Origin of the sequence: Lentzea sp., assembly GCF_035525475.1 — a bacterium.
In the GTDB taxonomy this organism is placed as follows: domain Bacteria; phylum Actinomycetota; class Actinomycetes; order Mycobacteriales; family Pseudonocardiaceae; genus Lentzea.
This window is the reverse complement of the sequence record NZ_DATLEC010000261.1, coordinates 1-26,090: the sequence shown is the minus strand read 5'-3', so window position 1 is coordinate 26,090 and position 26,090 is coordinate 1. Positions and strand designations below refer to the sequence as shown.

General features: G+C 68.9%; 22 protein-coding genes. 17 read left to right on the top strand and 5 right to left on the bottom strand.

Annotated elements, in window-relative coordinates; translation table 11 throughout:
* Both VM306_RS39585 and VM306_RS39580 read left to right on the top strand, forming a co-directional pair.
* Window positions 1–1,791 (top strand): S8 family serine peptidase, encoded by a 1,791-nt coding sequence (locus tag VM306_RS39585; RefSeq protein WP_325524443.1) that lies wholly within the window; start codon window positions 1–3, stop codon window positions 1,789–1,791.
* 99 nt (window positions 1,792–1,890) lie between these two features.
* On the top strand, window positions 1,891–2,637 hold the full coding sequence (locus tag VM306_RS39580) for a PIG-L family deacetylase (protein WP_325524439.1): 747 nt from the start codon (window positions 1,891–1,893) through the stop codon (window positions 2,635–2,637).
* Window positions 2,638–2,690: 53 nt separating this feature from the next.
* On the opposite strand, the gene VM306_RS39575 is transcribed toward VM306_RS39580, so the two are convergent.
* The 4 genes from VM306_RS39575 to VM306_RS39560 form a co-directional block, all read right to left on the bottom strand.
* Window positions 2,691–3,323: an LPXTG cell wall anchor domain-containing protein gene (locus VM306_RS39575; protein WP_325524437.1), complete on the bottom strand. Its 633-nt coding sequence runs from the start codon at window positions 3,321–3,323 to the stop codon at window positions 2,691–2,693.
* A gap of 132 nt (window positions 3,324–3,455) precedes the next feature.
* Window positions 3,456–6,326, bottom strand: a complete 2,871-nt coding sequence (locus tag VM306_RS39570; protein ID WP_325524434.1) for a bifunctional RecB family nuclease/DEAD/DEAH box helicase — start codon at window positions 6,324–6,326, stop codon at window positions 3,456–3,458.
* Between the two features lie 106 nt (window positions 6,327–6,432).
* Window positions 6,433–7,095 (bottom strand): Ku protein, encoded by a 663-nt coding sequence (locus VM306_RS39565; protein ID WP_325524430.1) that lies wholly within the window; start codon window positions 7,093–7,095, stop codon window positions 6,433–6,435.
* Window positions 7,096–7,268: 173 nt separating this feature from the next.
* Window positions 7,269–8,654, bottom strand: a complete 1,386-nt coding sequence (locus VM306_RS39560; RefSeq protein WP_325524428.1) for an SDR family NAD(P)-dependent oxidoreductase — start codon at window positions 8,652–8,654, stop codon at window positions 7,269–7,271.
* A gap of 36 nt (window positions 8,655–8,690) precedes the next feature.
* Here VM306_RS39560 and VM306_RS39555 point away from each other — a divergent pair, with 36 nt between their 5' ends.
* Genes VM306_RS39555 through VM306_RS39540 form a run of 4 tightly spaced genes read left to right on the top strand, consistent with a single transcriptional unit; the run spans window position 8,691 to window position 11,224 of the window.
* Window positions 8,691–9,410 (top strand): HAD family hydrolase, encoded by a 720-nt coding sequence (locus tag VM306_RS39555; RefSeq protein WP_325524425.1) that lies wholly within the window; start codon window positions 8,691–8,693, stop codon window positions 9,408–9,410.
* The gene (locus VM306_RS39550; protein ID WP_325524423.1) at window positions 9,407–9,565 is read left to right on the top strand and encodes a hypothetical protein; all 159 of its coding nucleotides are present in this window, start codon (window positions 9,407–9,409) and stop codon (window positions 9,563–9,565) included. Before VM306_RS39555 ends, VM306_RS39550 begins: the two co-directional genes overlap by 4 nt.
* 43 nt (window positions 9,566–9,608) lie before the next feature.
* Window positions 9,609–10,811 carry a hypothetical protein gene (locus VM306_RS39545; protein WP_325524420.1) on the top strand — a complete coding sequence of 401 codons (1,203 nt, stop codon included), beginning with the start codon at window positions 9,609–9,611 and terminating at the stop codon, window positions 10,809–10,811.
* Window positions 10,808–11,224 carry an SLATT domain-containing protein gene (locus VM306_RS39540; RefSeq protein WP_325524417.1) on the top strand — a complete coding sequence of 139 codons (417 nt, stop codon included), beginning with the start codon at window positions 10,808–10,810 and terminating at the stop codon, window positions 11,222–11,224. The genes VM306_RS39545 and VM306_RS39540 overlap by 4 nt, the downstream gene beginning before the upstream one ends.
* Window positions 11,225–11,505: 281 nt before the next feature.
* On the opposite strand, the gene VM306_RS39535 is transcribed toward VM306_RS39540, so the two are convergent.
* Window positions 11,506–12,189 carry a DUF2306 domain-containing protein gene (locus VM306_RS39535; RefSeq protein WP_325524413.1) on the bottom strand — a complete coding sequence of 228 codons (684 nt, stop codon included), beginning with the start codon at window positions 12,187–12,189 and terminating at the stop codon, window positions 11,506–11,508.
* 90 nt (window positions 12,190–12,279) lie between these two features.
* Between VM306_RS39535 and VM306_RS39530 the strand changes: the two genes are divergently transcribed.
* From VM306_RS39530 to VM306_RS39480, 11 genes are all read left to right on the top strand, one after another.
* Complete coding sequence (locus VM306_RS39530) at window positions 12,280–12,495, top strand: RNA-binding S4 domain-containing protein (RefSeq protein ID WP_325524411.1); 216 nt, start codon at window positions 12,280–12,282, stop codon at window positions 12,493–12,495.
* A 366-nt stretch (window positions 12,496–12,861) separates the two neighbouring features.
* Window positions 12,862–14,355: a sugar transferase gene (locus VM306_RS39525; RefSeq protein ID WP_325524408.1), complete on the top strand. Its 1,494-nt coding sequence runs from the start codon at window positions 12,862–12,864 to the stop codon at window positions 14,353–14,355.
* 14 nt (window positions 14,356–14,369) lie between these two features.
* Window positions 14,370–15,392 carry a Gfo/Idh/MocA family oxidoreductase gene (locus tag VM306_RS39520; RefSeq protein WP_325524405.1) on the top strand — a complete coding sequence of 341 codons (1,023 nt, stop codon included), beginning with the start codon at window positions 14,370–14,372 and terminating at the stop codon, window positions 15,390–15,392.
* Complete coding sequence (locus VM306_RS39515) at window positions 15,392–16,420, top strand: NAD-dependent epimerase/dehydratase family protein (RefSeq protein WP_325524402.1); 1,029 nt, start codon at window positions 15,392–15,394, stop codon at window positions 16,418–16,420. Before VM306_RS39520 ends, VM306_RS39515 begins: the two co-directional genes overlap by 1 nt.
* 159 nt (window positions 16,421–16,579) lie before the next feature.
* The gene (locus VM306_RS39510; RefSeq protein ID WP_325524400.1) at window positions 16,580–17,710 is read left to right on the top strand and encodes a DegT/DnrJ/EryC1/StrS family aminotransferase; all 1,131 of its coding nucleotides are present in this window, start codon (window positions 16,580–16,582) and stop codon (window positions 17,708–17,710) included.
* A gap of 211 nt (window positions 17,711–17,921) precedes the next feature.
* Window positions 17,922–22,634, top strand: a complete 4,713-nt coding sequence (locus VM306_RS39505; RefSeq protein ID WP_325524398.1) for a DUF4082 domain-containing protein — start codon at window positions 17,922–17,924, stop codon at window positions 22,632–22,634.
* Complete coding sequence (locus VM306_RS39500) at window positions 22,631–23,275, top strand: acetyltransferase (RefSeq protein WP_325524395.1); 645 nt, start codon at window positions 22,631–22,633, stop codon at window positions 23,273–23,275. Before VM306_RS39505 ends, VM306_RS39500 begins: the two co-directional genes overlap by 4 nt.
* A complete protein-coding gene (locus tag VM306_RS39495) occupies window positions 23,272–24,354 on the top strand; it encodes a DegT/DnrJ/EryC1/StrS family aminotransferase (RefSeq protein WP_325524393.1) in 1,083 nt (360 codons plus the stop codon). Before VM306_RS39500 ends, VM306_RS39495 begins: the two co-directional genes overlap by 4 nt.
* Window positions 24,351–24,911, top strand: a complete 561-nt coding sequence (locus tag VM306_RS39490) for an acyltransferase (RefSeq protein ID WP_325524391.1) — start codon at window positions 24,351–24,353, stop codon at window positions 24,909–24,911. Before VM306_RS39495 ends, VM306_RS39490 begins: the two co-directional genes overlap by 4 nt.
* 61 nt (window positions 24,912–24,972) lie before the next feature.
* The gene (locus tag VM306_RS39485; RefSeq protein ID WP_325524389.1) at window positions 24,973–25,845 is read left to right on the top strand and encodes a helix-turn-helix transcriptional regulator; all 873 of its coding nucleotides are present in this window, start codon (window positions 24,973–24,975) and stop codon (window positions 25,843–25,845) included.
* On the top strand, window positions 25,799–25,975 hold the full coding sequence (locus VM306_RS39480) for a DUF397 domain-containing protein (RefSeq protein ID WP_325524387.1): 177 nt from the start codon (window positions 25,799–25,801) through the stop codon (window positions 25,973–25,975). The genes VM306_RS39485 and VM306_RS39480 overlap by 47 nt, the downstream gene beginning before the upstream one ends.
* The last annotated feature ends 115 nt before the right edge of the window (window positions 25,976–26,090 follow it).

The following is a 26,090-nucleotide window of genomic DNA, read 5'->3' as shown; positions in this document are numbered from 1 at the left end:
GTGAACGGATTGCGACGCACGAGCGTGTGCGCCGCGGCAGTTTCCGCCGCCGTGTTCAGCATCGTCACCCCTGCCTGGGCCGCTCCCGCCCAGATCCAGTCCCAGCCGGACTCGACCCAGGTGAACCGCCCGTTCGAGCGGTTGATCGTCGGCTACAAGCCCGGCACCGCCGAAGCCTCATCCGACTCCGCTGCCTCGGACGACGTGCGCGCCAAGGGCAAGTCCGTGCACCGCCGCATGTCGAGCGGCGCCGTCGTCGTCGACCTGGGCGCGAAGACCGCCGACGCGGACTCGGCGATCCAGGCGTTCAAGAACGACCCCGACGTCGCGTACGTCGAGCCGGACCTGCTGATGCAGCCGTTCGCCGACCCGAACGACACCGAGTACTCCCGGCAGTGGGACCTGTTCGAGGCCACCGCCGGCATGAACGTGCCCGGCGCCTGGAGCAGCAGCACCGGCGCGGGCGTGACCGTCGCCGTGATCGACACCGGCTACGTCGCGCACAGCGACCTGGCGGGCAAGGTCGTCGCGGGGTACGACTTCGTCTCCGACTCGGCGCGCGCCCGTGACAACAACGGCCGCGACTCCAACCCGGCCGACGAGGGCGACTGGGTGGCGCGCGGCGAGTGCGGCACCGACGCCTCCGGTCAGCCGGTGCCCGCCGCGGACCAGGCGTCGTCCTGGCACGGCACGCACGTGGCCGGCACCATCGCCGCCGCCACGAACAACGCCAAGGGCATCGCGGGCATCGCCCACGACGCCAAGATCCAGCCGTTGCGCGTGCTGGCGAAGTGCGGTGGCGCGACCTCCGACATCGCCGACGCGATCACCTGGGCGTCCGGCGGCACGGTGAGCGGCGTCCCCGCGAACGCCACGCCCGCCAAGGTCGTCAACATGTCGCTGGGCGGCCAGTCGTCCTGCTCGACGACCTACCAGAACGCCATCAACGGCGCCGTCAACCGCGGCACCTCGGTCGTCGTCGCGGCGGGCAACTCGAACATGAACGTCGCGAACTTCACCCCGGCCAACTGCAGCGGCGTGATCACCGTCGCCGCCACCGGCCGTGGGGGCGACAAGGCGTTCTACTCGAACTACGGCACCCGCATCGACATCGCGGCGCCCGGCGGCGAGACCCGTCGCGGCACCGACACCCCCGGCACCATCACCACGCCGGAGAACGGCATCTGGTCGACGCTGAACGCCGGCGCCACCGTCCCCGGTGCCGAGAACTACAAGCCGTACCAGGGCACGTCGATGGCCGCCCCGCACATCGCGGGCCTCGCGGCGCTGCTGGTGGCGAAGAAGCCGTCGCTGACCCCGGCCCAGGTCAAGGACCTGATCAAGACCAACGCCCGCCCGCTGCCCGGCACGTGCTCCGGCGGCTGCGGGGCCGGTCTGGCCGACGCCACCAAGACCGTGAACGCCGTCGACACGACTCCGCCCTCCGGAGGTCTGGAGAACACGACCGACGTCGCCATCCCGGACAACGGCACGGCCGTCACGTCCTCGATCACCTCGACCGTGACGGGCAACGCCTCCTCCACCACCAAGGTCGGCGTGGACATCGTCCACACCTACCGCGGCGACCTGGTGATCGACCTGGTCGCGCCGGACGGCACCGCCTACCGGCTGAAGAACTCGTCCTCTTCGGACAGTGCCGACAACGTGGTGGCGACCTACACGGTCAACGCCTCGTCCGAGGTGGCGGCGGGCACGTGGAAGCTGCGGGTCCAGGACGTGTACTCCGGTGACACCGGGTACATAATCTCCTGGAACCTGACCCTGCGATAGCTCCACGAGTTCGCCGAGGGGCGGCGCCTTCCTCCCAGTCCAGGGAAGGCGCCGCCCTTTCACGGGCTGGGGAGTTCCGTCCCAGGTAACGTCGCAGTCATGGCAACACTGGTGACGTTCCACGCGCATCCCGACGACGAGTGCATCGTGACGGGTGGCGTGATGCGCAAAGCGTTCGAGGAAGGACACCGGGTCGTGCTCGTCGTCGCGACGAGGGGAGAGGCCGGTGAGGTCCCGGACTTCCTGGAGGAGAACGAGGAGCTGTGGCAGCGCCGCGTCGTCGAGACGCACGCGGCGGCCGACCTGCTCGGTGTGGCGCGCGTGGAGTTCCTGGGCTACCACGACTCCGGGATGATGGGCGACGAGCTCAACTCGCGGCCGGGGTCGTTCTGGACCGCGGACGTCGAGGAGGCGGCCCGCAAGCTCGCGGCCATCCTCGTCGAGGAGAACGCCGACGTGCTCACCACGTACGACAGCTTCGGCGGCTACGGCCACCCCGACCACATCCAGGTGCACCGCGTGGGCAAGCGCGCCGCGGAGATCGCCGGGACGCCCAAGGTCTACGAGGCGATGGTGCGCGAGTCGGAGTTCCGCGAGGCGTTCCGGCGCGCCGGCATGGAGGTGCCGGACGAGATGGAAGGCGCCGTGCCGGAGTCGGAGATCACCGTCGGCGTCGACGTCGGGCAGTACCTGGCCGTGAAGCGCAAGGCGATGCGCGCGCACCCCTCGCAGATCACCGAGGACTCGTTCTTCCTGACGCTGGACGAGGAGACGTTCGCCCTGGCGTTCGGCACCGAGTGGTTCATCTACGCCGGCGACGGCCCGAAGGACGCATTGGACCTCTAGCAAGCGAAAACGGGGGCGGCCGCGAGGCCGCCCCCGTTCCTCACTCAGCTACTTCACGCCGTGCGACGACGACGCAGGAACAGCAGGGTGCCGGCACCGGCGCCCACCAGACCCAGACCCGAGAGCAGCAGCCACATCGGGGAAGCACCGGTCGCCGCGAGCGGCGGTTCCGGCGTGCTGCCACCGGGGGCCGGAGCAGCCGGAGTGGACGACGGAGCCACGGAGGACGAGGGCACCTCCGGAGCCGAGCTGCTCGGCACGGCGGGCTTCGTCTCCGACGACTTGGTCGGCTTGGTGGTCTCGACCGGCTTGGCGCACGTCAGAGGCTCATGCGTCTTCTCGTAGTTGTAGTTCGAGCCGTCGGACGCAGTCACCTTGATGTAGAAGGTGTGCTTGATGGTGCTGTCCTCCGCCACGAACGTCTTCGGCTCCAGCTTGTTGCCGACCTGCTCGCCCCAGTTCTGGCCGAACTTCTCGTCGACCAGGACCTTGTCGTTGTCCTTGATCAGCACGGTGTTCTTGTTGCCGCCCGCGTACTGGGTCAGCTTGACCTTCAGCACAGCCTTGTCCTTGACGCACTCCGCTGACGACACCGGGGTGTGCGCGCTGGCCGGGGTGGCCAGTGCCAGCGAAGCGAGGGTCGCGGTCGCCGCTACCGCGAACGCGCCGAGAACTCTGCTTGCCATGGAAACTCCTGCTCTGCATTGGTGCGTTGGCGGTTCAAACGTGGTGAATACCTGAATCACCCGACCGGGTGAACCGGGTCACGCTAGCAACACACGGCGCGCGGAAGGTCACCGTATGGCAACAGTGCGGTGTCACCACGGATAGATCGACATGTTTTCTGTTAGGCCGATGACCCCGGCCACCAACCGCATCTGGTCCACGCCTCGGACGTCGGCGTCCAGCAAGCGGGGCGAGCAGATCATCACGGCGAGCGCCTGGGCGCGGGAGAGCGCCACGTTCAACCTGTTGCGTGACAAAAGAAAGTCCAGGCCACGCGGCAGGTCCACGGTGGACGACGACGTCATGGACATGATGACGGCGGGTGCCTCCTGCCCCTGGAACCTGTCCACAGTGCCCACGCGAGCTTCGTCGAACCCCGCATCGGCGAGCCTTCTGCGGATGACCCGGACCTGGAGGTTGTACGGCGCGACCACCAGGACGTCCGCATCGGTCAGTTCGCGCGTTGTGCCGTTGTCCGTCCAAGTACGACCGACGATCTGCCGCACCGTGTCGACCACCGCGTCCGCCTCCTCGGCCGACGACGTGATGTTGTGCCGGTGATCGACTTCTCGCAGGTAGATGCCGGGTTCGATGCCGTCGATCCACCGGTTCGCCGCGGACTCGTGCGAGTGGAGCAGTCCGGCGTAGGAGAGCTCCGACACCGGCTTGCAGACCGCCGGGTGCATCCGCCGCGTCTCGGCGAGGAAGTAGCCGAGGTGCTCGGGGATGACGTCCGCGTCGCCGAGCAGGTGCCCGAGCGCCGAGGCGTCACTGCCGGGTGGGTGCACGCCCTGGACGACCTGCGGCAGCTGCTGCGGGTCTCCCAGCAGGACGAGGTTCCTGGCCGCCGTCGCCACCGCCACCGCGTCGGCCAGCGCGAACTGCCCGGCTTCGTCGATGATCATCACGTCGAACGGCTGCGCCTTGATCACGGCGTTGGAGAACGTCCAGGCCGTGCCGCCGACCAGGTGGCCCTGCGGGTGCTCCTCGCGCCACCGTGCCAGCGCGCCGTTGTCCTTCGGCTGGTCCCAGGGCAGGTCCTCCTCCGGTTTCTTCCCCTTGGGTCGTTTGGCCATCGGGATGTCCGGGTCGACGCTCGACAGGACGTTCTCCACGGCCTTGTGCGACGTCGACGTCACCGCGACCGTCCTGCCCTGGTCGATCAGGTGCCTCACGAGCTTGGTCGCGAGGTACGTCTTGCCGGCGCCGGGCGGTCCCTGCACCGCCAGCGTGCCGCCGTCGAGCTGGTCGACGGCCTTGATCACGGCCTGCACCACGTCGGGGTGCTGCGGCAACGGCTGCACGGGCGGCGTGCGGAGCAGCAGGTCGATGCCGGGGTTGCGGGGGAGCAGCGGCAACAGGTGAACGGCCTGCTCCGCCAGTTCCGCGACGGCCTCGTCCTTGGGCGACGCGGGCACCGGGCTGCCCGGCAGCACGGCGATCGGCAGGTCGGAGTGCTCCTGCGAGTTGCTCTCGGTCAGCACCAGCTCGTACGGGTTGTCGTCGGCCACCACGGCGCTGCGCGTGACGTTGCCGGGGTACAGCAGCCGGACCTGCTCGTCCTTGCCGAACGGGTGCGGCCGCTCCGGGTCGATCCGCGCCTTCACCTGCCGCTTGTGCGTCCTGACCCGCCCGCTCGGCGGCACCCAGTCCTCGGCCCTGAGCGTGATCGGCACGGCGCAGTGGGAGTCCGTCTCCAGGTCGGAGATGGGCGCGCTGGCCTGCCGGAAGAAGTCACCCCACGCGGGACTTGCCTCCCGCCGGTGATAACCGACCGTCGCCGCGAACAACGAGTGCCCCTCGGCCAGCAACGGCTCGGTCAGCGCCGCCATCCGCCGCGCCCGCTCCGCCGCCTTCTCCAGCGCGGCCTCGTCCCGTTCCTGCGGCGGCGCGGTCTCGATCTCGTGCTCGCGCTTCACCCCCACCAGCAGGTCCCGGACGCCCCGCGTCGGGTTCTCGTCTCCCAGCAACGGCTTCAGCGCCTGCAAGGTGTACTCCCGCGTGGACACCCTCAGCACCCGCCGCGTCAACGCCCCGAGGTCGACGCACCGCCGCACCAGCTCGTCCACTTCGGACTCCTTGGTGGCCGTGCGCGCGGCCCGCCCGGCGAGGTCGTGCGGTGTGAAGTGGTACACCGTGCCCGTCGGCGTGCGGTCGACGAACTCCGCGAACGTCCCCTGCCAGCCCGGCGTGCGGAACGTGTCGCCGTCGACCTCGAGGAACACGTCGTCCTCCTGTGGCTCGGGCAAGGTGGCCAACGCCTCGGGCGCCACGACCTCGTAGCTGATGACGCCGGTGCGTTCCTGCTGCACCTGCAACCGCGCCTGAGCGGTCAGCGCGGTGAAGCTCGCCGGGGAGAGGGTGGCCGGCCGTTCCTCGGTGGCTGCGAGCGCGTCGATCGTGTCAATGCCGGCTGAAACCAGCTTCCTCCGCTGGTCGGTCCGCAGCCCGGCCACGAGCGACAGGTCACGGGCCTCTTCGCGGCCCGAAGCGCAGTGACGGGCGAACCGGCACCCGGTGCACGCGGCCCTGACATCACCCCAGGACCGCTTCGGCGCAGGTGGGGGCTTCGCGAGCCGCGTCTGAAGACGCCCGAGCAACGGCGTGAAGTCAGCGATCCGGAACGACGTCCGATGCCCGTCAACGATCAGATGCGCGCGCTCAGAACCCACCGCCTGAGCCGCCGCGACCAGCGACAACACGGCGAGCGGGGTGGCTTCCGGCACCTCGTCGCACGGCTCGTAGCCGTCGGCGGTGCGGACCAGCGTCTGGGCCGAGCAGTGGAACACGCCGTCGAAGAACACCGCGTCCTCGACCAGATCCCTGCCCGCGCGCATGTCGGCGGCCGTCTGAGCGGCTCGTCGGCGCAGCTCAGACGGGTCGCCACGTCGTTCGTCACGCGCCAGGTAGCTGCGGTGCTCGCATTCGAGCAGGTCGACGAGGTCCGACGGGCTGGCGAGCATGGGAAGTGATGCTAGCCAGCCTCAGCGCGGAACCCCTGGCGGCACGGGAGGACGACCCGCGTTCATCCCCGAGACGCGGGTCGTCCACCAGTGCCGCCACGGGCACCTACACGTTGGCCTCGACGAGGTGCAGCAAGGCCTCCTGGTGCGTGTCCGGGTAGTCGTGCGGCTTGAACGGACGCGTCTGCGCCCGCACCAGAGCCGCGGCGGCAGCGAGCTCACCGGTCCGGACCTCGGTGTCCCGGTGCAGGAAGGCGAAGTGCGGCTCCCGAACCTCATCGGGCCACAAAAGCGTGTGCAGCACCAGAACACCATGCTGTGGACGGATGGCCGCGAGAGTCTCACGACCCCGCAGAGCGAACTTCACGATCGCCGCGACCTTCGTGCGCTCCAACGTCTCCCGCAACAGGACGTAGGAGCGGACCGACAGGTCGTCCGGCTCGACGTAGTACGGCCGGTGCAGCGCCACCGGGTCCAGGTCCACCTGCGGCGCGAACTGCTGCACGTCGATCACGCCGTCCTCCGGCGCCGGCAGGTCGCCGGGGTCGATCTGCACGATGCGGCCGTCGTCGAGCTCGTAGCCGCGCCCGATGTCGTCCGGCGTCAGGCGCAGCGAGCACTCGCCGCACACCTGCTGGTGCCGCACGCGGCCGCTGTCCTCGCGGTGCACCAGGTGCACCCTGCTGCGGTGTTCGGTGGCGGCCGACACCAGCCGCACCGTCATCGTCGACATCCCGAACCGAAGTGCTCCCCGCCACACAGTCCTCATGACAAATGAGTACTCGAACAAGTGTTCAAATACGCTTGTTCCGTGACGAAAGGGCTCGTTCGGGTGCGTCCGACGGGTACCTCGGACACGTGTGTCGCCCCAAAATCACCAGGGCTGTGACATTCCTGGAAGCCAGTCGCCGCTTGGTGACCCGCGAGAAAAGCGCTCGCGGGTCACCAAGCGGCGGGCGCGTAGTCCTTCAGGAAGCAGCCGTACAGGTCCTCGCCCGCCTCGCCGCGCACGATCGGGTCGTACACGCGCGCCGCGCCGTCGACCAGGTCCAGCGGGGCGTGGAAGCCCTCGTCGGCCAGGCGCATCTTCAACGGGTGCGGGCGCTCGTCGGTGATCCAGCCCGTGTCGACGGCGGTCATCAGGATGCCGTCGGACTGCAGCATCTCCTCGGCGCTCGTGCGCGTCAACATGTTCAGCGCCACCTTGGCCATGTTCGTGTGCGGGTGGCCGGAACCCTTGTAGGCGCGGGAGAACTGACCCTCCATCGCGGACACGTTCACCACGTACTTGCGGCGGTGGGACGACTTCGCCATCGACGCGCGCAGCCGCGAGATCAGCAGGAACGGTGCCGTCGAGTTGCACAGCTGCACTTCCAGCAGCTCCACCGGGTCGACCTCGTGGACGTTCTGGATCCACGAGTTCGTCTCGGCGGTGTCCGGCACGAGGCCGCCCGCGTCGATCTCCTTGGACCCGGCCATCAGCGCCAGCGTCGTGACGGAATGGGCCTCGGGGACCGCGGTGCCGGGCAGCGCGAGCTGGCCGTGGCCGCCGAACGAGATCAGCTCCGGCCGGCGGGCGTCACCGGTCAGGGCCTCGTGCTCGGAGGCCGCGAGCGGGGCGTAGGCGCCGGGGGAGCGGCGGACGGTCTGCGCGGCGTTGTTGATCAGCACGTCCAACGGGCCGTGCGCGGCCACCTCGTCGGCCAGCGCGAGCACCTGGGCCGGGTCGCGCAGGTCGATGCCCACGATCTTGAGCCGGTCGATCCAGTCGGCGGCGTCGGGCATCGAGGCGAACCGGCGCGCGGCGTCCTTGGGGAAGCGGGTGGTGATCGTGGTGTGCGCGCCGTCACGAAGCAGGCGCAGTGCGATGTACATGCCGATCTTCGCGCGGCCGCCGGTCAGCAACGCGTTGCGGCCGGTGAGGTCGGTGCGCGCGTCGCGTTTGCCGTGGTTGAACGCGGCGCAGTCGGGGCAGAGATTGTGGTAGAAGGCGTCCACCTCGACGAACCGCTTGCGGCACGTGTAGCAGGAACGCGCGCGCAGCAGGGTGCCCGCCGTGGCGCCCTGCGCGTTCGACACGAGGGGGAGACCCTGGGTCTCGTCGTCGATGCGGTCCGGCGACCCGGTCGCGGTGAGTGCCGTCACGGCCCGGTCGTTGGCCGTGACGGCGGCCTTGCGCTCGGACTTCCGGAACTTCTTCGCGGCCTTGAAGATCTTCGCGGTGGCCCGGCGGACGCGCACCGCGTCGTCGTGCTCGGCGGGCAGGTCCTCGACCTGGGCAAGCACGCGCAGGCAGACTTCCAGCTCTGCGGGGTCGATCGAGGTCATGAGCAGGCATTTTACGGGTTGAGGGGTGGTGGTCCGGTGACCGGGCCCGAACTGCTGGTGCTGTGGGACGTCGACAACACGCTGATCACGGCGCGCGGCTTCGGCAGAATGATGTACCGCCAGGCGTTCCTGGACGCGTTCGGCAGGGAGCTCGACGGCCCCGTCGACCTCGGAGGACGCACCGAGCTGGACGTCATCGCCGAGGTCTTGCGCCAACAGGGCGTCGAGCACACGGACGAGACCTCCCGGCTGCTCGCCGACGCGCTCGCGAACTCGTTCCACACCCGCCGCGAGGACTTCCCCGGCCACGCCGAGGTGCTGCCCGGCGCCCTCCAGGCACTGGAGCACTTCGCGAACGACCCGCGGGTGCACCAGGGCGTGCTGACGGCGAACCTCAAGAGCGTCGCGCTGATCAAGCTGGAGGCGTTCGGGCTCGCGCACCTCGTCGACTGGGACGTGAGCGCGTTCGGCGACGAGCACCTCGACCGCGCCGAGCTCGTGACCATCGCCCGCGAGCGCGCACGGCACCTCCGGCTGTTCGCCGACGACGAGGTCGTGCTCATCGGCGACACCCCGCACGACGTCCACGCGGCGACGAAGGCGGGTGTGCGGCTGGTCGCCGTGGCCACCGGGCGCAGCACCGCGGAGGATCTCAGGCGGGCCGGTGCCGGGGTCGTCCTCGACGACCTGAGCGACCTCGGCGAGCTGACCAGGCAGGTGTGGAGGGCCGCCGTCGGGGGAAACCACCCGGCATGAACCCCGAAGCACCCGACGCGGACGTCCAGGAGCAGCAGCGGGAGGTCGTGCCGAGCGAGCAGGCCGAGCCGTTCGAGTCGCCGTTGGAGGCGAACGAGGCCGACGTGTACGAGCAGCGCCAGGAAGTGCTCGCGGACGAGGAGGATGGGGTCTAACGGGCTCTGGCCCTCGAACGATCACGGCGTTATGGTGCGCGGCATGCCCACAGCAGGTGGCCCGACAGTCAGACGGCTGTCCGAGCCCGACGCCGACATCAAACCCAAGGCCCTCGGCTTGCCCCGGGGACGCACGGTGATCTCGGTCTTCGGCTCCACACAAGACATCGAGACGGATCTCGCGGCGAAGTTGTTGCCGGTGCTCAGATCCGTCGTCACGACCGCGGCGCGCAACGACGCCGTGTTCGTCACCGAAGGCACCGACCGAGGCGTCGTCCACCTGCTGGGCATGGCTTTGCAGGCGTGCGAGCAGCGCTGGCCCGTCGTCGTCGGTGTCGCGCCGAGCAGCAAGGTGCACGACCTCACCGAAACCTCCACCAACGGTCAGATCCCGCTGGAACCCCACCACAGCGTCGCCGTCATCGTCCCCGGTTCGGAGTGGACGGACGCGACGCCGGTGCTGTTCCGCACGATCGACGCCGTCCGGCACAAGAAGCCGGTCGTCGCCCTCGTCGTCGGAGGCGAGAGCGAGAAGGAGGTCGTCGACCACCTCAGCGGTGACAACCCGTTGCTGGTGCTCGCCGGCACCGGTGGCCTCGCGGACCGCATCGCGACCGGCGACCTGACCGGCGACCTCGCGGTGCTGGTGCGCAGCGGCAAGATCTTCATCGTCCACGTCGACGAGGGCGCGGGCAAGGTCGTCACGGCGCTGGAACGGTTGCTGGGCAAGGAGATGCCCGTCCGCCCGCCCAGGATCTGGCCCAAGGTCCGCTACCGGGCACCGGAGGCGCGCCCGCTCGTCGACCCCGGCTTCGTCGTCGCCTACCCGATGCTCGCCGATGCCATCCACGACGCCAACCAGGTCGTCGCACCGGCGTTCCAGGAGCTCGACGCGCAGGCCGACGTCGAGCAGAACCGCTACCGGATGACGGCCGTGCTGGCGATCGCCGGCGGTCTCACGACGACGGTGTTCGGCGCTTTGCAGACGTGGCTCAAGGACACGCCGTGGCCGGGCGTCCTCGTGGTGGCGGGCGGTGCGTTCGCGGCGGCCATCACGATCGTGGCGCGCAAGCGGGAGTCGCTCGACAAGTACCTGGCCGCCCGCTACCGCGCGGAGCGCCTGCGGGCGCTGTACTTCGCGCACCTCGCGTCGCCGTCACCGGGCACGGAGGAAGAGCGCCAGGACAAGGTGGCGGACCTGGAGGCCGCGGTCAGCGACCGCAAGCACGAGGTGGTCAGGACATGAGCGACAAGCAGCGCCAGGCCCAGTTCGTCGAGGCCTACCTGCGCCACCGCTTCTCCGACCGGCTCGACCACTTCGAACGCGCCCGCAAGCGGTACTCCGCCGCGCGGACGTGGACCGTCGCCATCGCTGCCGCCCTCTTCATCGCGGCGGCGGCGGCCGCGGCCGTGGGGATGGCGGACGGGCCGCGCAGGGCGTTGTGGGGTTTCGCCGCGACGACTCTGGCCGCTCTGGGCACCGCGGTGTCGCTCTACGAGGCCACCTTCGGGTTCCGCCGCCTGGCGCGGGAGAGCGCCACCACTTCCGTTGCGCTGCAACGACTCGCGGTGGACGGCCCCACTCCGGACGATGTGGACGACGAACGGCTGGTCGCATTCGTGACCGAAGTGGAGTCCGTGCTGCGGTACGGGCGGTGAAATCGATTTTCGGCGGCAGACGATCAAGGTCCGGTGCCGGGAAGAATATTTTCTTCGTTTACACTCTGCGTGGGTGATCGATTACGGTAAGCACAAGTTCTGGTGTTTCGGTGATCCGGTTGTCATGATGGCTTCATCCCCCGATGCGGAAGCAGGCACGACATGACTTGGGCGCGTCCCGCGATCGCCGAGCCCGAAACCGGCACCTTTGCCGAGGCCAAGGCCTTGGAGAAGGAGCACAGCACGATCCAGAACAGCAAGGCGGCACGCACCGTGGCCTGTCACGCCACGGACGTGCTGGACTGCGCAGACCTGCTCGAGATGCTGGGGCTCAACGCGGCGGAGGGCAAGGCGCGGGTGTAACCCCGCGACTGGACCCACCACTCGGCGACCAGCAGGTTCACCGCGAACGACAGCCAGTTCGCGGTGGCGAAGACCAGGAGGCCGTCGGCTTCCGGCAGCAGTCCGCCGAGGAGCAGGCCCCACAGCCGGCCGGTCACGGCGGCGCCCGTCAGCGCGAAACCGCGGATCATCCAGACGCGGTGCGCGCCGAACCGGCGCCGTCTGGCCGTTCGCAGGCCGAACACCGCGGTGACGAACCAGAGCACCGACAGCACCGTCAACGGCGCCGACGACGCGAGCCCGGCCAGTGAGAGCTGCGCGCACACGACGCCGAGGACCGACGACGGCAGCACCGCCGCGAAGTAGACGCGGCCCATCACCCTGTGCACCCTCGGGTGGCGTGCGCGCAGACCCGGCCAGAACTGCGATACACCCGTGAGGATCGCGACCGTTCCGGTGAATATGTGCGCGACCAGGAGCCCGTAATGCACGGCTCCGTGCAGCGGCGGCCGTGCCTGGTCGATGTCCAGCGTGACGTACGCGCTCGCCGCGAAGATCGTTATGGCTACGCAGACCAATCCCGACACCGCCAACCAGGCGGTGTACCCCCACGAAGTTTTCATGCTCCGAGCCTGTCAACGGTTTCACTCGATCGCGCTGGGGAGTGCACCCGAGCGCGCGGTGGGGTGCGCCCTACTGGGATGATGGGACTCATGCGGACGGTGGAGATCTCCGAAGAGCCGATCAGGCTAGGGCAGTTCCTCAAGCTGGCGGCGTTCGCCGAGGACGGCGGGCACGCGAAGGAGCTCATCGAGGACGGGGAAGTCCACGTCAACGGCGCTGTGGAGCTGCGTCGAGGCGCACAGCTGCGCGGGGGCGACGTGGTGGTTGTCAACGGTGACGAGGTACGCATTTCCGTTCGGTCGTAGCACACTACTCCGTTCAGCGGTAAGTACATGCACAATCGCAGTCGATCGGTCTAGGGTCCGAAGGCCTGTCCTGCGGTGAATTCCGCGTCGCACACCCACCTTTCACGTCCCTTTTGGACATGGGGAATCGTCTTGTGCGGCCACGGTTTTCCACGTGATGAGACCTGGGTCACCTCCGGTATTGGGACTTCGGGAAAGTTTTTTCCGGGGTCTGTAACGCCGATGCCTGACGGGGCGAATCACCGGTTGCGAGCTTCGGCGTCCGATCCATCTGCGGACATGCCGGAGATCTGACTTCACGGGTCCTCGGGGTGACCTGCGCACGTGCATGTCCGGAATCGCCGCTGAGCCGGGGAGATCAGAACGATGAGTGAGCAGGTCCGCGCTGCCCGGGATGTCGACGGCCCGCGCTCCACGCTCAATCCGCTGTCCGATCACAGACAGACGCACCCACCGGTCGCCCGCTGGGAAAGTCGCTACCGCTATGCCGTGATCACGGCCGATGTGCTGGCCGTCGCCCTGGTCGTCATCGCCACCGGTGCTGTCATGAGCATGCGCCACACGGCCTTCGGCCCGCTTTCCCTTGCACTGCTGGACATACTCACAGTGGTCGTCGTCGTCGGTTCGCTCGCGATCAACCGCGTGTGGACGCCGACGGTCCTCGGTCAGGGAGCCGAGGAGTTCCGAAGACTCGGCCGGGGTTTGTTCGGTGCCGTCGTGGCGCTCGGTCTCGGAGCGCTCGCCGTCGACATCCCCGGCGCCCGCCTGTGGGTCTTCGTCGTGGTCCCCGCGATCGCCCTGGTCGCGTTCCCCCTGCGCTACCTCCTGCGCCGCCCGCTGCACCGCGGGCGCAGTGAAGGGCGCTTCCTGCTCTCCGTCCTCGCCGCCGGCAACCTGGACACGGTCGAGGACCTCATCCACCGCACGCGCCGCGTCGCCCACCTGGGCTGGCGCGTGGACGCGATCTGCACGATCGACGGTCGCGGCCGTTCCGGTACCGAGGTCGGCGGCGTGCCCGTCGTCGGCCAGCTGCGCGAGCTCGCCGATCACGTCCGCCGCGGCGGGTACCGCATCGTCGCCGTCACCCCCGACGCCTACTGGACACCTCGCCGTCTCCAGCAGCTCGCGTGGGCGCTGGAGGGTACCGGTGCCGAGATGGTCGTCTCGCCCGGCCTGATGGAGGTCGCCGGCCCGCGCCTGCACATGAGCGCTGTGCTCGGCATGCCGCTGCTGCGCGTGAGCGAACCGGCACTGAGCGGGTTCCGGCGTCTGGTCAAGGACGTCGTCGACCGCGTCGGCGCGTTCGCCCTCCTGCTCCTGCTGGCACCGCTCATGTTCGCCGTCGCCGCCTTCGTGATGATCGACAGCCGCGGCCCCGTCTTCTACCGCCAGAAGCGGGTCGGCAAGAGCGGCGTGCCGTTCACGATCATCAAGTTCCGCACCATGGTGACCAACGCCGACGCGTTGCGCGCCAGGCTCGCCTCGTCCGACGAGGGCAACGGTCTGCTGTTCAAGATGAAGAAGGACCCGCGCATCACCAAGGTCGGCACGTTCCTGCGCCGCTACTCGATCGACGAGCTGCCCCAGCTGTTCAACGTCCTCGCGGGCAGCATGTCGCTCGTCGGCCCGCGCCCGCCGCTGCCGGAGGAGACCGCGAAGTACTCCTCGGACGTGCGGCGCCGCCTGCTGGTGAAGCCCGGCCTGACCGGTCTGTGGCAGGTGAGCGGACGGAGTGACCTCTCGCTGGAGGAGTCGATCCGGCTCGACCTGCGCTACGTCGAGGACTGGTCGCTCGCACTCGACCTCGTGATCATGTGGAAGACCTTCCGCGCCGTCTTCGGCGGCCAGGGGGCTTACTGATGGGGACCTCTCCTGTGGTTGGAATCGCTGTCATCGGTGCGGGGTACTGGGGCCCGAACCTCGTCCGCAACGCACAGGCGACGCCCTCGCTGCGCCTGAGGTACCTCTGCGACCTCGACGTCGACAAGGCCCGGCGCGTGCTGGGGGAGTACTCGACGGTGCGCGCCACGGCGTCGCTCGACGAGGTGCTCGCCGACCCCGAGGTGCACGCGGTGGCCATCGCGACACCCGCCGCCACGCACCTGCCCGTCGCACTGGCGGCGCTGGAGGCCGGCAAGCACGTCCTGGTGGAGAAGCCGCTCGCGGCCACCCTGGAGGACGGCCTCAAGCTCGTGGAGACCGCCGAACAGCGCGGCCTCACGCTGATGCTGGACCACACGTTCGCCTACACGTCGTCCGTGCAGCACCTGCGCCAGATCATCCGCGCCGGCGAGCTCGGCGAAATCCAGTACATCGACTCGGTGCGCATCAACCTCGGTCTGGTGCAGCCGGACGTGGACGTGCTGTGGGACCTCGCCCCGCACGACCTGTCGATCTTCGAGGCGATCCTGCCCGACGACGTCCGCCCGGTGGAGGTCGCGGCGCACGGCTCCGACCCGATCGGCGCGGGCGTCGCGTGCGTCGGGCACCTGACGGTCCGCCTGTCGAACGGCGCCATCACGCACGTGCACGTGAACTGGCTGTCGCCGACGAAGATCCGCACGATGGTCATCGGCGGTTCGCAGCGCACGGTGGTGTGGGACGACAACAACCCGGCGCAGCGACTGTCCATTTACGACCGTGGGGTCGACCGTTCCGTGGAGCAGCAGAAGATCTCCTACCGCACCGGCGACATGGTGGCGCCGGCGCTGGTGGAACGCGAGGCGCTGCGCACGATGATGGCCGAGTTCGCGGCGTCCATCATCGAGAAGCGCCCGCCCCTGACCGACGGCCGCGCGGGTCTGCGCGTGCTGGCCGTGCTGGAGGCCGCGTCGGAGTCGTTGCGCTCCGGCGGGCTGTTCGTCCCCGTTCACCAAGTGGAAAGCAGGATCTCCTGATGACCGGCCAGAAGGACTTGGGCCAGAAGGAGCTCGCGCAGCCGATCACCGGGCAGCGCGCTCTCGTCACCGGCGGTGCCGGCACGATCGGCTCCGCGGTGGTGGACCAGCTCGTCGAGGCCGGCGCGGCCGAAATCGTCGTGCTGGACAACTTCGTGCGCGGCCGCCGGGAGAACCTGGCCTCCGCCCTGGCATCCGGCGTCGTCCGCGTCGTCGAGGGCGACATCAACGACAAGGCCCTGGTCGGTGAGCTGACCGAGGGCATGGACCTCGTCTTCCACCTCGCCGCCATCCGCATCACGCAGTGCGCGGAGGAACCGCGCCTGGCGCTGGAGTGCCTGGTCGACGGCACGTTCACGGTGATCGAGGCCGCCGCGGCGGCCGGCGTGAAGAAGGTCATCGCGTCGTCGTCGGCGTCGATCTACGGCCTCGCGGAGTCGTTCCCCACGAACGAACGGCACCACCCGTACAACAACGACACCTTCTACGGCGCCGCGAAGGCGTTCAACGAGGGCATGCTGCGCAGCTTCAAGGCGATGTACGACCTCGACTACGTGGCGCTGCGCTACTTCAACGTGTACGGCCCGCGGATGGACGTCCACGGCCTGTACACCGAGGTGCTCATCCGCTGGATGGAACGCATCGTCGACGGCAAGTCGCCGCTCATCTTCGGCGACGGCGCGCAGACGATGGACTTCGTGCACGTGCATGACATCGCCCGCGCGAACATCCTCGCCGCCAAGGCGCCGGTCACGGACACCGTCTACAACATCGCGTCCTCCCAGGAGACCTCGCTCAAGGAGCTCGCCCTCGCGCTGCTCGCCGCGATGGACTCCGACCTGCCACTGGAACACGGCCCCGAGCGCAAGGTGAACGGCGTGACGCGCCGCCTCGCCGACATCAGCCTCGCGGCCACCGAGCTCGGGTGGAAGCCCGAGATCGAGATGGACGGCGGTCTGCGCGACCTCGTCGCGTGGTGGCGTGCCGAGAAGGCCGCGGCCGAGAAGACCGCAGCCGAGAACGCCTGACAGCCGTGGAAAGCCGGACGGCTCGTTCATAGCCGTCGGCCCCACCCCGAAGCCGCGGCCGCGCCGCCGCCGACACCCCCAGGTCAGCGGCGTCGCGGCCGCACCTGCAAGTACGCACGTTCGTCACGCCAGCGAAGAGGTAGAGCTGTGATTCCGGTTATGCGGCCGTTGCTCGGTGAAGAAGAGGCGCTCGCTGCCGCCGAGGCCGTCCGGTCCGGCTGGGTGGCGCAGGGTCCGCGCGTGCGCGAGTTCGAGGAGGCCTTCGCGGCGTCCGTCGGCGCCCAGCACGGTGTCGCCGTGTCGTCGTGCACCACCGGCCTGCACCTGGCCGTGCACCTGCTCGGCATCGGCCCCGGTGACGAGGTCGTCGTGCCGTCGCTGTCGTTCATCGCCACGGCCAACTCCGTCCGCTACACCGGCGCGACTCCCGTCTTCGCCGACGTCGAGGCCGCGACCGGGAACCTCAGCGCGTCCACGGTGGAAGCGGTGCTGACCGAACGCACCCGCGCGGTCATGGTCGTCCACCAGGCCGGCGTGCCCGCGGACGTCGACTCGCTCAAGGCCCTGTGCGACCGGCGCGGCATCGCGTTGATCGAGGACGCGGCCTGTGCGGCGGGCTCCACCTACAAGGGCAAGCCGGTCGGCACCGACGCGCTGCTGGCCGCCTGGTCGTTCCACCCGCGCAAGCTGCTCACCACCGGTGAGGGCGGCATGGTCACCACCGACGACCCCGACTGGGCCGTCCGGCTCCGGCGTCTGCGGGAGCACGGCATGAGCGTCTCGGCCGCGGACCGCCACAACGGCGGAAGTGCCGTCATCGAGCAGTACCTGGAGACGGCGTTCAACTACCGGATGACCGACATCCAGGCCGCCGTCGGCCTGGTGCAGCTGTCCAAACTGGACGCGATCATCGCCCGTCGCCGCGAGTTGGCCGCGCGTTACCACGAGTTGCTGAAAGGCACCGGCGTCACCGCCGTGACCGACCCCGATCACGGGACGACGAATTACCAGTCGTTCTGGATCTGGTTGCCGGAAGGCGGGCCGGACCGCCAGGAAGTCCTTTCCGGACTTGCCGAACGCGGTGTGAGCGCACGGCGCGGAATCATGGCGTCACACCTCGAACCCGCCTACTACGGCCACGACAGCGCCCCGCTGCCCGTGACCGAGGCTTTCACGGCCCGGACGTTGATCCTTCCGCTGTTCCACGACATGACGGAGTCCGAACAGGACCAGGTCGTGTCAGCGTTGTCGGAAACTCTCCACGCACCCCAGCTGACCGTGCGTGGTTGAAACATAAAGATTCCGCGTGTGGTGGAACTTTTTTGTGTTGACACGTAACAGCTTCAACCAGATCGCCGACGTTCGGAGTAGCAGCCCTGTGCTGTCCAGCGTAGTGCGCGGATCACACACGGTAACTCCGCTCGAGAGGTAGAACCCAATGGTGGCTCAGCAGTCGCGTCTCGTGCGGGTGCTTGTGATCACGGCGTTAATCGCATCGACGATGTTCGTGCTCGGGGTCTTCAACGCCCCGAGCGCCAGCGCGGCCCCGTGCTCCTTCCCCGTCACCAACAAGGTCGCGTGTGAGAACACGGAAACCGGCGCCGACGACTGGCAGGCCCAGTACCGGGACGACACGATCCTCGGGTACACGACGGACATCAGCTACAACGTCGGGCAGACCGTCAGCTTCAAGATGCTGACGTCCGCGTCGTCGTACAAGCTCGACATCTACCGGATGGGTTGGTACAACGGCAAGGGTGCCCGGTACATGGGCACGGTCCAGCGCAACACACCGCAGAACCAGCCACCCTGTCTGAGGGACGGGCCGACCGCGCTGATCGACTGCGGCAACTGGGCCGTGTCGCTGACGTGGAACATCCCGTCCACCGCGGTCTCCGGCCTCTACTACGTGCGCATGACGCGCAACGACACCGGCGCCGAGAACGAGATGGCGTTCGTCGTCCGCGACGACAGCTCCACCTCGAAGGTCTTCTTCCAGACCTCCGACGCCACCTGGGTCGCCTACAACCGCTACGGCGGCAACAGCCTCTACTTCGGTGACGGCCCCGGTCAGGGAGGCAGCTCCTACAAGGTCAGCTACAACCGTCCGTACACCGGTGGTGACGGCGACGAGAACTTCATCTTCAACGCCGAGTACCCGATGCTGAGGTTCCTGGAGCGCAACGGGTACGACCTCAGCTACACGACCGACGTGGACTCCGCCCGGCGCGGAAACCTGATCAAGAACCACAAGGTCTTCATGGCCGTCGGCCACGACGAGTACTGGTCGAACGAGCAGTGGAACAACGTGATGGCCGCCCGTGACGCGGGCGTGCACATGGCGTTCCTGACCGGCAACGAGATCTTCTGGAAGACGAAGTGGGAGAAGAGCACCGACTCCTCCCAGACCGACTGGCGCACCATCGTCTGCTTCAAGGAGACGAAGGGCACCCAGAACGACAACGAGAACACCTGGACCGGCACGTGGCGCGACCCGCGCTACAGTCCGCCGCAGGACGGCGGAAGACCCGAGAACGCGTTGCTGGGCAACATGTTCACGGTCAACGGCCGGCGTGACGACGCGCTGCAGGTGCCGGCCGCGTACGGCAAGATGCGGCTCTGGCGCAACACCGACCTGCAGGGCATGGCCTCCGGCACCACGTACACGTTCCAGCCCGGCACGCTGGGCTACGAGTGGAACACCGTGTACGACAACGGTTTCCAGCCCGCCGGCGTCGCCCAGATGTCGCGCACGACGGTGAACCTCGAAGGCTATTACGGCCTCAAGAACTACGGCGACGAGTACGGCGGCGGTCCCGAGACCCACGCCATCACCTACTACCGCGCCCCGTCCGGTGCGCTGGTGTTCGGTGCGGGCACGGTCCAGTGGGCCTGGGGCGTCGACGACGAACACGCGTTCCTCACGAACACCCCGACGTCGGACAAGCGGATCAAGCAGGCGACGGTCAACTTCCTCGCCGACATGGGCGTGCAGCCCTACCAGCTGTGGGGACCCGACCAGCTCACGATCTCCGGCACCATCAGCGACAACGCCGCACCCGGCGTGCAGATCACGAGCCTGCCGTCGCAGTCGACGGTCGGCCAGCCCTACACCTTCGGCGGCACCGTGATCGACGCCGCGGGCAAGGTGGCCGGCGTCGAGGTCTCCACCGACGGCGGCACGCGCTGGCACTACGCCACCTGGCAGGCCGGTCAGACGACGTGGAGCTACACCTACACGCCGTCGCAGTCCGGCACCGCGTCGCTCAGGGTCCGCGCGGTCGACGACTCGCTGAACCTCTCCACGCCCGTGACGGCGACGCCCGGCGTCGGCACCCGCACCTGCCCGTGCGGCATGTTCTCCGGCCAGGAGGTCCCGAAGGTCGCTTCTGCTGACGACAGCTCGAAGCTCGAGCTCGGCGTCAAGTGGAAGGCCGCGAGCAACGGCTACGTCCGCGGCGTGAAGTTCTACAAGGGCACGGGCAACACCGGCACGCACACCGGTTCGCTCTGGTCCTCCACCGGCGACCTGCTCGCCACCGGCACGTTCATCAACGAGAGCACGACCGGCTGGCAGACGCTGCTGTTCCCGTCCCCGATCGCCGTGAACGCGAACACGACCTACGTCGTCTCGTACTACACGCCGACAGGGCACTTCTCCTACGACACCGGCGGGTTCTACCAGCAGCAGGCGTACATGGAACCCGTCACCGGCCTCAAGTCCGGTGTGGACGGACCGAACGGCGTGTTCCGCTTCGGCGCCGGCTTCCCGAACAACACGTTCGACCACACCAACTACTGGGTCGACGTCGTCTGGGCGACCGACCCCGGTCCCGACACCCGCGCACCGGTCCAGTCCGCGATGTCCCCGGTGTCCAACGCCGGTTCCGTCGCACTGAGCACCGCGGTGTCCGGCACGTTCGACGAGAACGTGACGCTGAGCTCGGCGCAGGTCACGGTGACCGGTCCGTCCGGCGCCGTCACCGGCACCAAGACGATCTCGAACGACGCCCGCACGATCACCTTCACGCCGTCCGCGCCGCTGGTGGCCGCCTCCGCCTACACCGTCACGATGAGGGCGGCGGACGCGACGGGCAACCTGTCCTCGCAGGCGAACTGGACGTTCACGACGGGCTCGCCGAGACCGGCCGCCTGCCCGTGCACGATCTGGGACGACTTCGCGGCGCCCGCCGTCCTCGACGCGGGGGACACGAGCCAGGTCGAGGTGGGCACCAAGGTCCGCTTCGACGGCAAGGGCGAGGTGCTCGGCGTCCGCTTCTACAAGGGCACGGGCAACACCGGCACGCACACCGGTTCGCTGTGGACGTCCAACGGCCTGCTCCTCGCGACCGGGACGTTCAACGCCGAGACCACGTCCGGCTGGCAGAAGCTGATGTTCACCTCGCCGGTCCAGGTGCAGGCGAACACGACGTACGTCGTCTCGTACAACGCGCCCAACGGCCGGTACTCGGTCTCGTCCGGCCACTTCAACGGCCAGGAGGCGAGCTACCAGTCGCTGCACGCCCTGCAGAACGGTGCCGACGGCGGCAACGGCATCTACAAGTACGGCTCGGGTTTCCCGGACAACTCGTACAACGCCACCAACTACTGGGTCGACGTCATCTACCGCAACGGCCTCAACGGTGACACCACGCCGCCGGCGATCACGAGCCGCACGCCGTCCGTGAACGCGACGAACGTGGGCCTGCAGAGCGCGCTGACCGCGACGTTCAGCGAACCGGTCGACCCCGCGTCGGCGCAGATCTGGCTGACGGACCCGAAGGGCGCCAAGCTCTCCGGCTCGGTGTCGCTGTCCGGCGACCAGAAGACGGTCACGTGGACGCCGTCCGGCAAGCTCGTGGTCGGCACGCAGTACAAGGCGCACGTGGGCATCGCGGACGTCAACGGCATCGCGATGCCGGCGGCCGCGGAGTGGAGCTTCACCACCACGACCACGCCGACCTGCCCGTGTTCGCTGTTCAGCACGGCCACCGTGCCGGCGGAGACCTCCTCCGACGACAGCGGCGCGTACGAGCTGGGCGTGCGGTTCAGCCCGACGCAGTCCGGCCAGATCACCGGTGTCCGCTTCTACAAGGGCACGGGCAACACCGGCACGCACACGGGTTCGGTGTGGAACGCCTCCGGTCAGCGGCTCGCGACCGGCACGTTCGGCAACGAGACCGCGACCGGCTGGCAGACGCTGACGTTCTCGCAGCCCCTGGTCGTCAGCGCCGGGCAGACCTACACCGCCTCGTACACGACCACCACCGGCCACTACGCGGCGAACGGCGGGTACTTCTCGACAGGGCCGGTGAACTCGGGACCGTTGACGGCACCGCAGGAGCAGAACGGCGTCTTCAGGCCGGGCAACGGGTTCCCGACGATGACGTACGGCTCCGGCAACTACTGGGTCGACGTCGTCTACCAGCCCAACGCCGACAACGACGCTCCCGTCCTCCAGGGCCGCACCCCGCTGCCCGGAGCGTCCGAAGTGGACCTGACCTCGGTGGTCACCGCGTCGTTCGACGAGGCGGTCGACCTGAGCGACGCGCAGTTCACCGTCACCGACCCCGGTGGCGCGAAGATCGCCGGCACGCTGGCGCTCTCACCGGACTCGCGGATGGTCACGTTCACACCGGCGGCGAGGTTCGCGGCGTCCACCGTCTACTCGGTGAGCGTCAGGATCTCGGACACGTTCGGAAACATGATGGCGAACCCGCAGACGTGGTCGTTCACGTCGGCGACGACGCAGACGTGCCCGTGCTCGCTGTTCAGCGCGGCGACGGTGCCGACGACGACCTCGTCCGACGAGACCAGCCCGTACGAGCTGGGCGTGAAGTTCACGTCGAGCACGAACGGCCAGGTCACCGGCGTGAAGTTCTACAAGGGAGCCGGCAACACCGGCACCCACACCGGGTCGCTCTGGTCCGCGGACGGGCAGCGCGTCGCGACCGGCACGTTCCAGAACGAGACGGAGTCGGGCTGGCAGACGCTGGTGTTCACGACGCCGGTGTCGATCACGGCCGGGACCACGTACGTGGCCTCGTACACGACCACCACGGGTCACTACGCCGTGAACGCGGGCTACTTCGGCTCCGTGACCTCACCGCCGCTGGCAGCCACTGCCTCGGCCGGTGTGTTCACCGCCGGGTCCGGGTTCCCGACGTCGTCCTACAACGGTGGCAACTACTGGGTGGACGTGGTCTTCCAGTGACAAGGCCGTTGCTGCTGATCGGAGCAGGGGGACTCGCCCGCGAGGTGATCGCGGCGGTCCGCCTCCTCCCGGACGTCTGGAACCCGATCGGGGCTCTCGACGACTCCGCCGCCCTGCACGGCACCCTGATCGACGGGGTGCCCGTGCTGGGCGGGCTCGACGGCCTCGGTGACCACCCGGACGCGGCCGTCGTGGCGTGCATCGCCAACGCGCGGCGGCCGTTGTCCCGCTTGAACCTCGTGTCGAAGCTCGGGCTGCCGGACGAGCGGTGGGCGACCATCGTGCATCCGGCGGCCGTCACGTCCGGCGCGACCATCGGCGCCGGCACGGTTCTGCTCGCGGGCGTCGTGATCACGACCCCGCTTTCGGTCGGCAGGCACGTCGTGGCGATGCCGCACGTGCTGATCACCCACGACGACGAGGTGTCGGACGGCGTCACGTTCGCCGGCCGCGCCTCGCTCGGCGGGGGAGTGGTCGTGGGGGAGTCCGCGTACCTGGGACAGGGAGCCCTGGTGCGCGAGGGTGTGAAGATCGGCGCCGGTGCCGTGGTCGGCATGGGAGCCGTTGTCCTGCGGGACGTTCCGGCAGGCCAGACGTGGGCCGGCGTGCCGGCCCGCCCGTTGCGTGGGGAGAGCGCGTGATCGAGATTCCGCTGGTGGACCTGCGTGCCCAGCACGAGCAGGTGGCCGAGGAGGTCGCCGACGGCTGGGCGGAGGTGCTCAAGACGACGGCCTTCATCAACGGCCCCCAGGTCGCCCGCTTCGAGTCGGAGTTCGCTGCCTACCAGGAGGTTCCGCACGCCATCGGTGTCGGCAACGGCACCGACGCCATCGAGCTGGCGTTGCGCGCACTGGGCGTCGGCCACGGTGACGAGGTCGTCCTGCCCGCCAACACGTTCATCGCCACGGCCGAGGCCGTCGCCCGCTGCGGCGCGACGCCTGTGCTCGTGGACTGCGTCGACGACACGCTGCTCATCGACGCCTCACAAGTGTCCTCTGTGGTCACTTCGCGTACGAAGGCCATCGTGCCCGTGCACCTCTACGGACAGGCGGCCCCGGTCGAGCTGCTGCCCCATGGCCTGCCGGTCGTCGAGGACGCCGCCCAGGCCCAGGGCGCGCGCCGCAACGGCGTCGCCGTCGGTGGCCTCGGTGTCGCCGCCGCGACCTCGTTCTACCCCGGCAAGAACCTCGGCGCGTACGGCGACGGCGGCGCGGTCCTGACGACGTCCGACGCCATCGCCGAGTCGGTTCGGTTGCTGCGCGAGCACGGTTCACCGCGCAAGTACGAGCACCCGGTCCTGGGCTTCAACAGCCGCCTCGACACGCTGCAGGCCGTGGTGCTGTCCGCGAAGCTGCGCAGGTTGGAAGGCTGGAACCAGGCCCGTCGCGCGGCTGCCCAGCGCTACAGCGACATGCTCGCTTCCGTGGAGGACGTGCGGGTTCCGGTCGTCCTGGACGGCAACCTGCCCGTCTGGCACCTCTACGTCGTCCGCGTCCCGGACCGCGACCGCGTGCTCTCCTCACTGCACGCCGCAGGCATCGGCGCAGGCATCCACTACCCGACGCCGCTGCACAGGACCGGCGCCTTCTCCTCGTTGTCCGGCTCGTTCCCGGTGGCCGAGCAGTCCGCCGACGAGATCCTGTCGCTGCCGCTGTTCCCGGAGATCACCGAGGCGCAGCAGACCCGCGTGGTCGAGGCGCTGGCGGAGGCCCTGCGATGACCGGCGTGCGCGTGCACCCGCACGGCCTCTGCGAGTCCTCAGACGTCGGCGACGGCACACGGGTGTGGGCGTTCGCGCACGTCCTGCCGGGCGCGCGCATCGGCCGCGACTGCAACATCTGCGACGGCGCGTTCGTCGAGTCGCGCGCGGTGCTGGGCGACAACGTGACGGTCAAGAACGGCACACTCGTCTTCGACGGCGTGACGTGCGAGGACGACGTGTTCCTCGGCCCGAACGTGCTCTTCACCAACGACCTGCGCCCCCGCGCCCACGTCAAGAAGACCGGCGACGCCCTGGAGACCACCCTCGTCCGGCGCGGGGCCACCCTCGGCGCCGGCGCGGTCGTGGTGTGCGGCACGGAGATCGGTGAGCACGCCTTCGCGGCCGCCGGGTCGGTGATCACGCGCTCGGTGCCCGCGCACGCTTTCGTGGCGGGCAACCCGGCCGTGGTGAAGGGCTGGGTCTGCGCCTGCGGGGCGCGGCTCTCGGACGACCTGTCGTGCCCGGAGTGCGGCATTCGGCACGAGCAGACCCCGGACGGGTTGAAGGCGGTCTGAACGCCGTTTTCACCCGAACGAGCTGTCGGTTGGAGTCGCTTCTACACCTAGCGTCGCGGGAATGACCGCGATCATCTCCACCGCCTACAGCAGGGACCTGGGCGACGAGCTCCGCAGACTGCGGGAGACCTGCACCAAGCTGGGCGGCCGTGCCATGGCCGCCCAGCTCGGGTGGGATCCCAGCAAGGTCTCGAACATCGAGAACGGCAAGGCTCGCGCGTCCGACATCGATCTTGCGCAGTACCTGGCGACGTGCGGCAAGGATTTCGACTTCCTCGACGACTTCCGCAACCGCTACCGGCACGCCTTCGACATGTGCTTCGCGCAGGTTTCGAACAACCTCCGCACCCTCGCGATGACCGAGTCGATGGCCACGAAGATCACGGCCTACGACGTCCTGACCGTGCCCGGCCTTGTGCAGACGAGGTCCTACGCCCACGCATTGTTCACGGAGACGGGACGCGTCGCCGAGGCGGAGATCGAGGAGTTCGTCCGGCTGAGGATGGAGCGCCAGGTGATCTGGCGGCGGCCCTACCGGCCGGAGTGCACCTTCTTCGTGCACGAGCTCGCGCTTCGGATGGGACTGGGCGATGACCAGGTCATGAGGGACCAGTACCGGCGCCTGCTCTTTACCACCCACGTGCTGCGAATCGTGCCCGCTGAGGCCAGGGGCGCGGCGCACCTGTCGAAATGCACGCTGTTCGAGTTCGACAAAGCCCCTCCCGTGGCCTACACCGAGTCCGACCTGGCCAACGTGTTCGCCCAGGACAGCGCTGCCATCGCCCAGACCAGGACACTCTTCCGGCGCCTGGAAGCGGTCGCTTTGGATGAGCAACAATCTCGAAGGAAGCTGGCGGAGTACGTCGGCCCACTGCGAGAGGATCACCATGAGCCGCGAACGGACCTGGCGCAAGAGCACCTACAGCAACGGTGACGGCAACGGCGAGTGCGTCGAGGTGTCATTGGCCCACGACGCGTTGGTCCGCGACTCCAAGAACGCCGGAGGCGACGTTCTCGCGTTCTCCGCCCCCGCCTGGAGGAGCCTGGTCACCTGGCTGAGCTGACCAGCTGTCTGGCCTCCTGCCGCGCGATCCGCAGCAGCGCCCCCGACGTGCCGATCAGCAGGAACGTCATCCCGGTCGCCACGCTGAAGCTCAGCGAGTCGAACGTCGCCGCCCC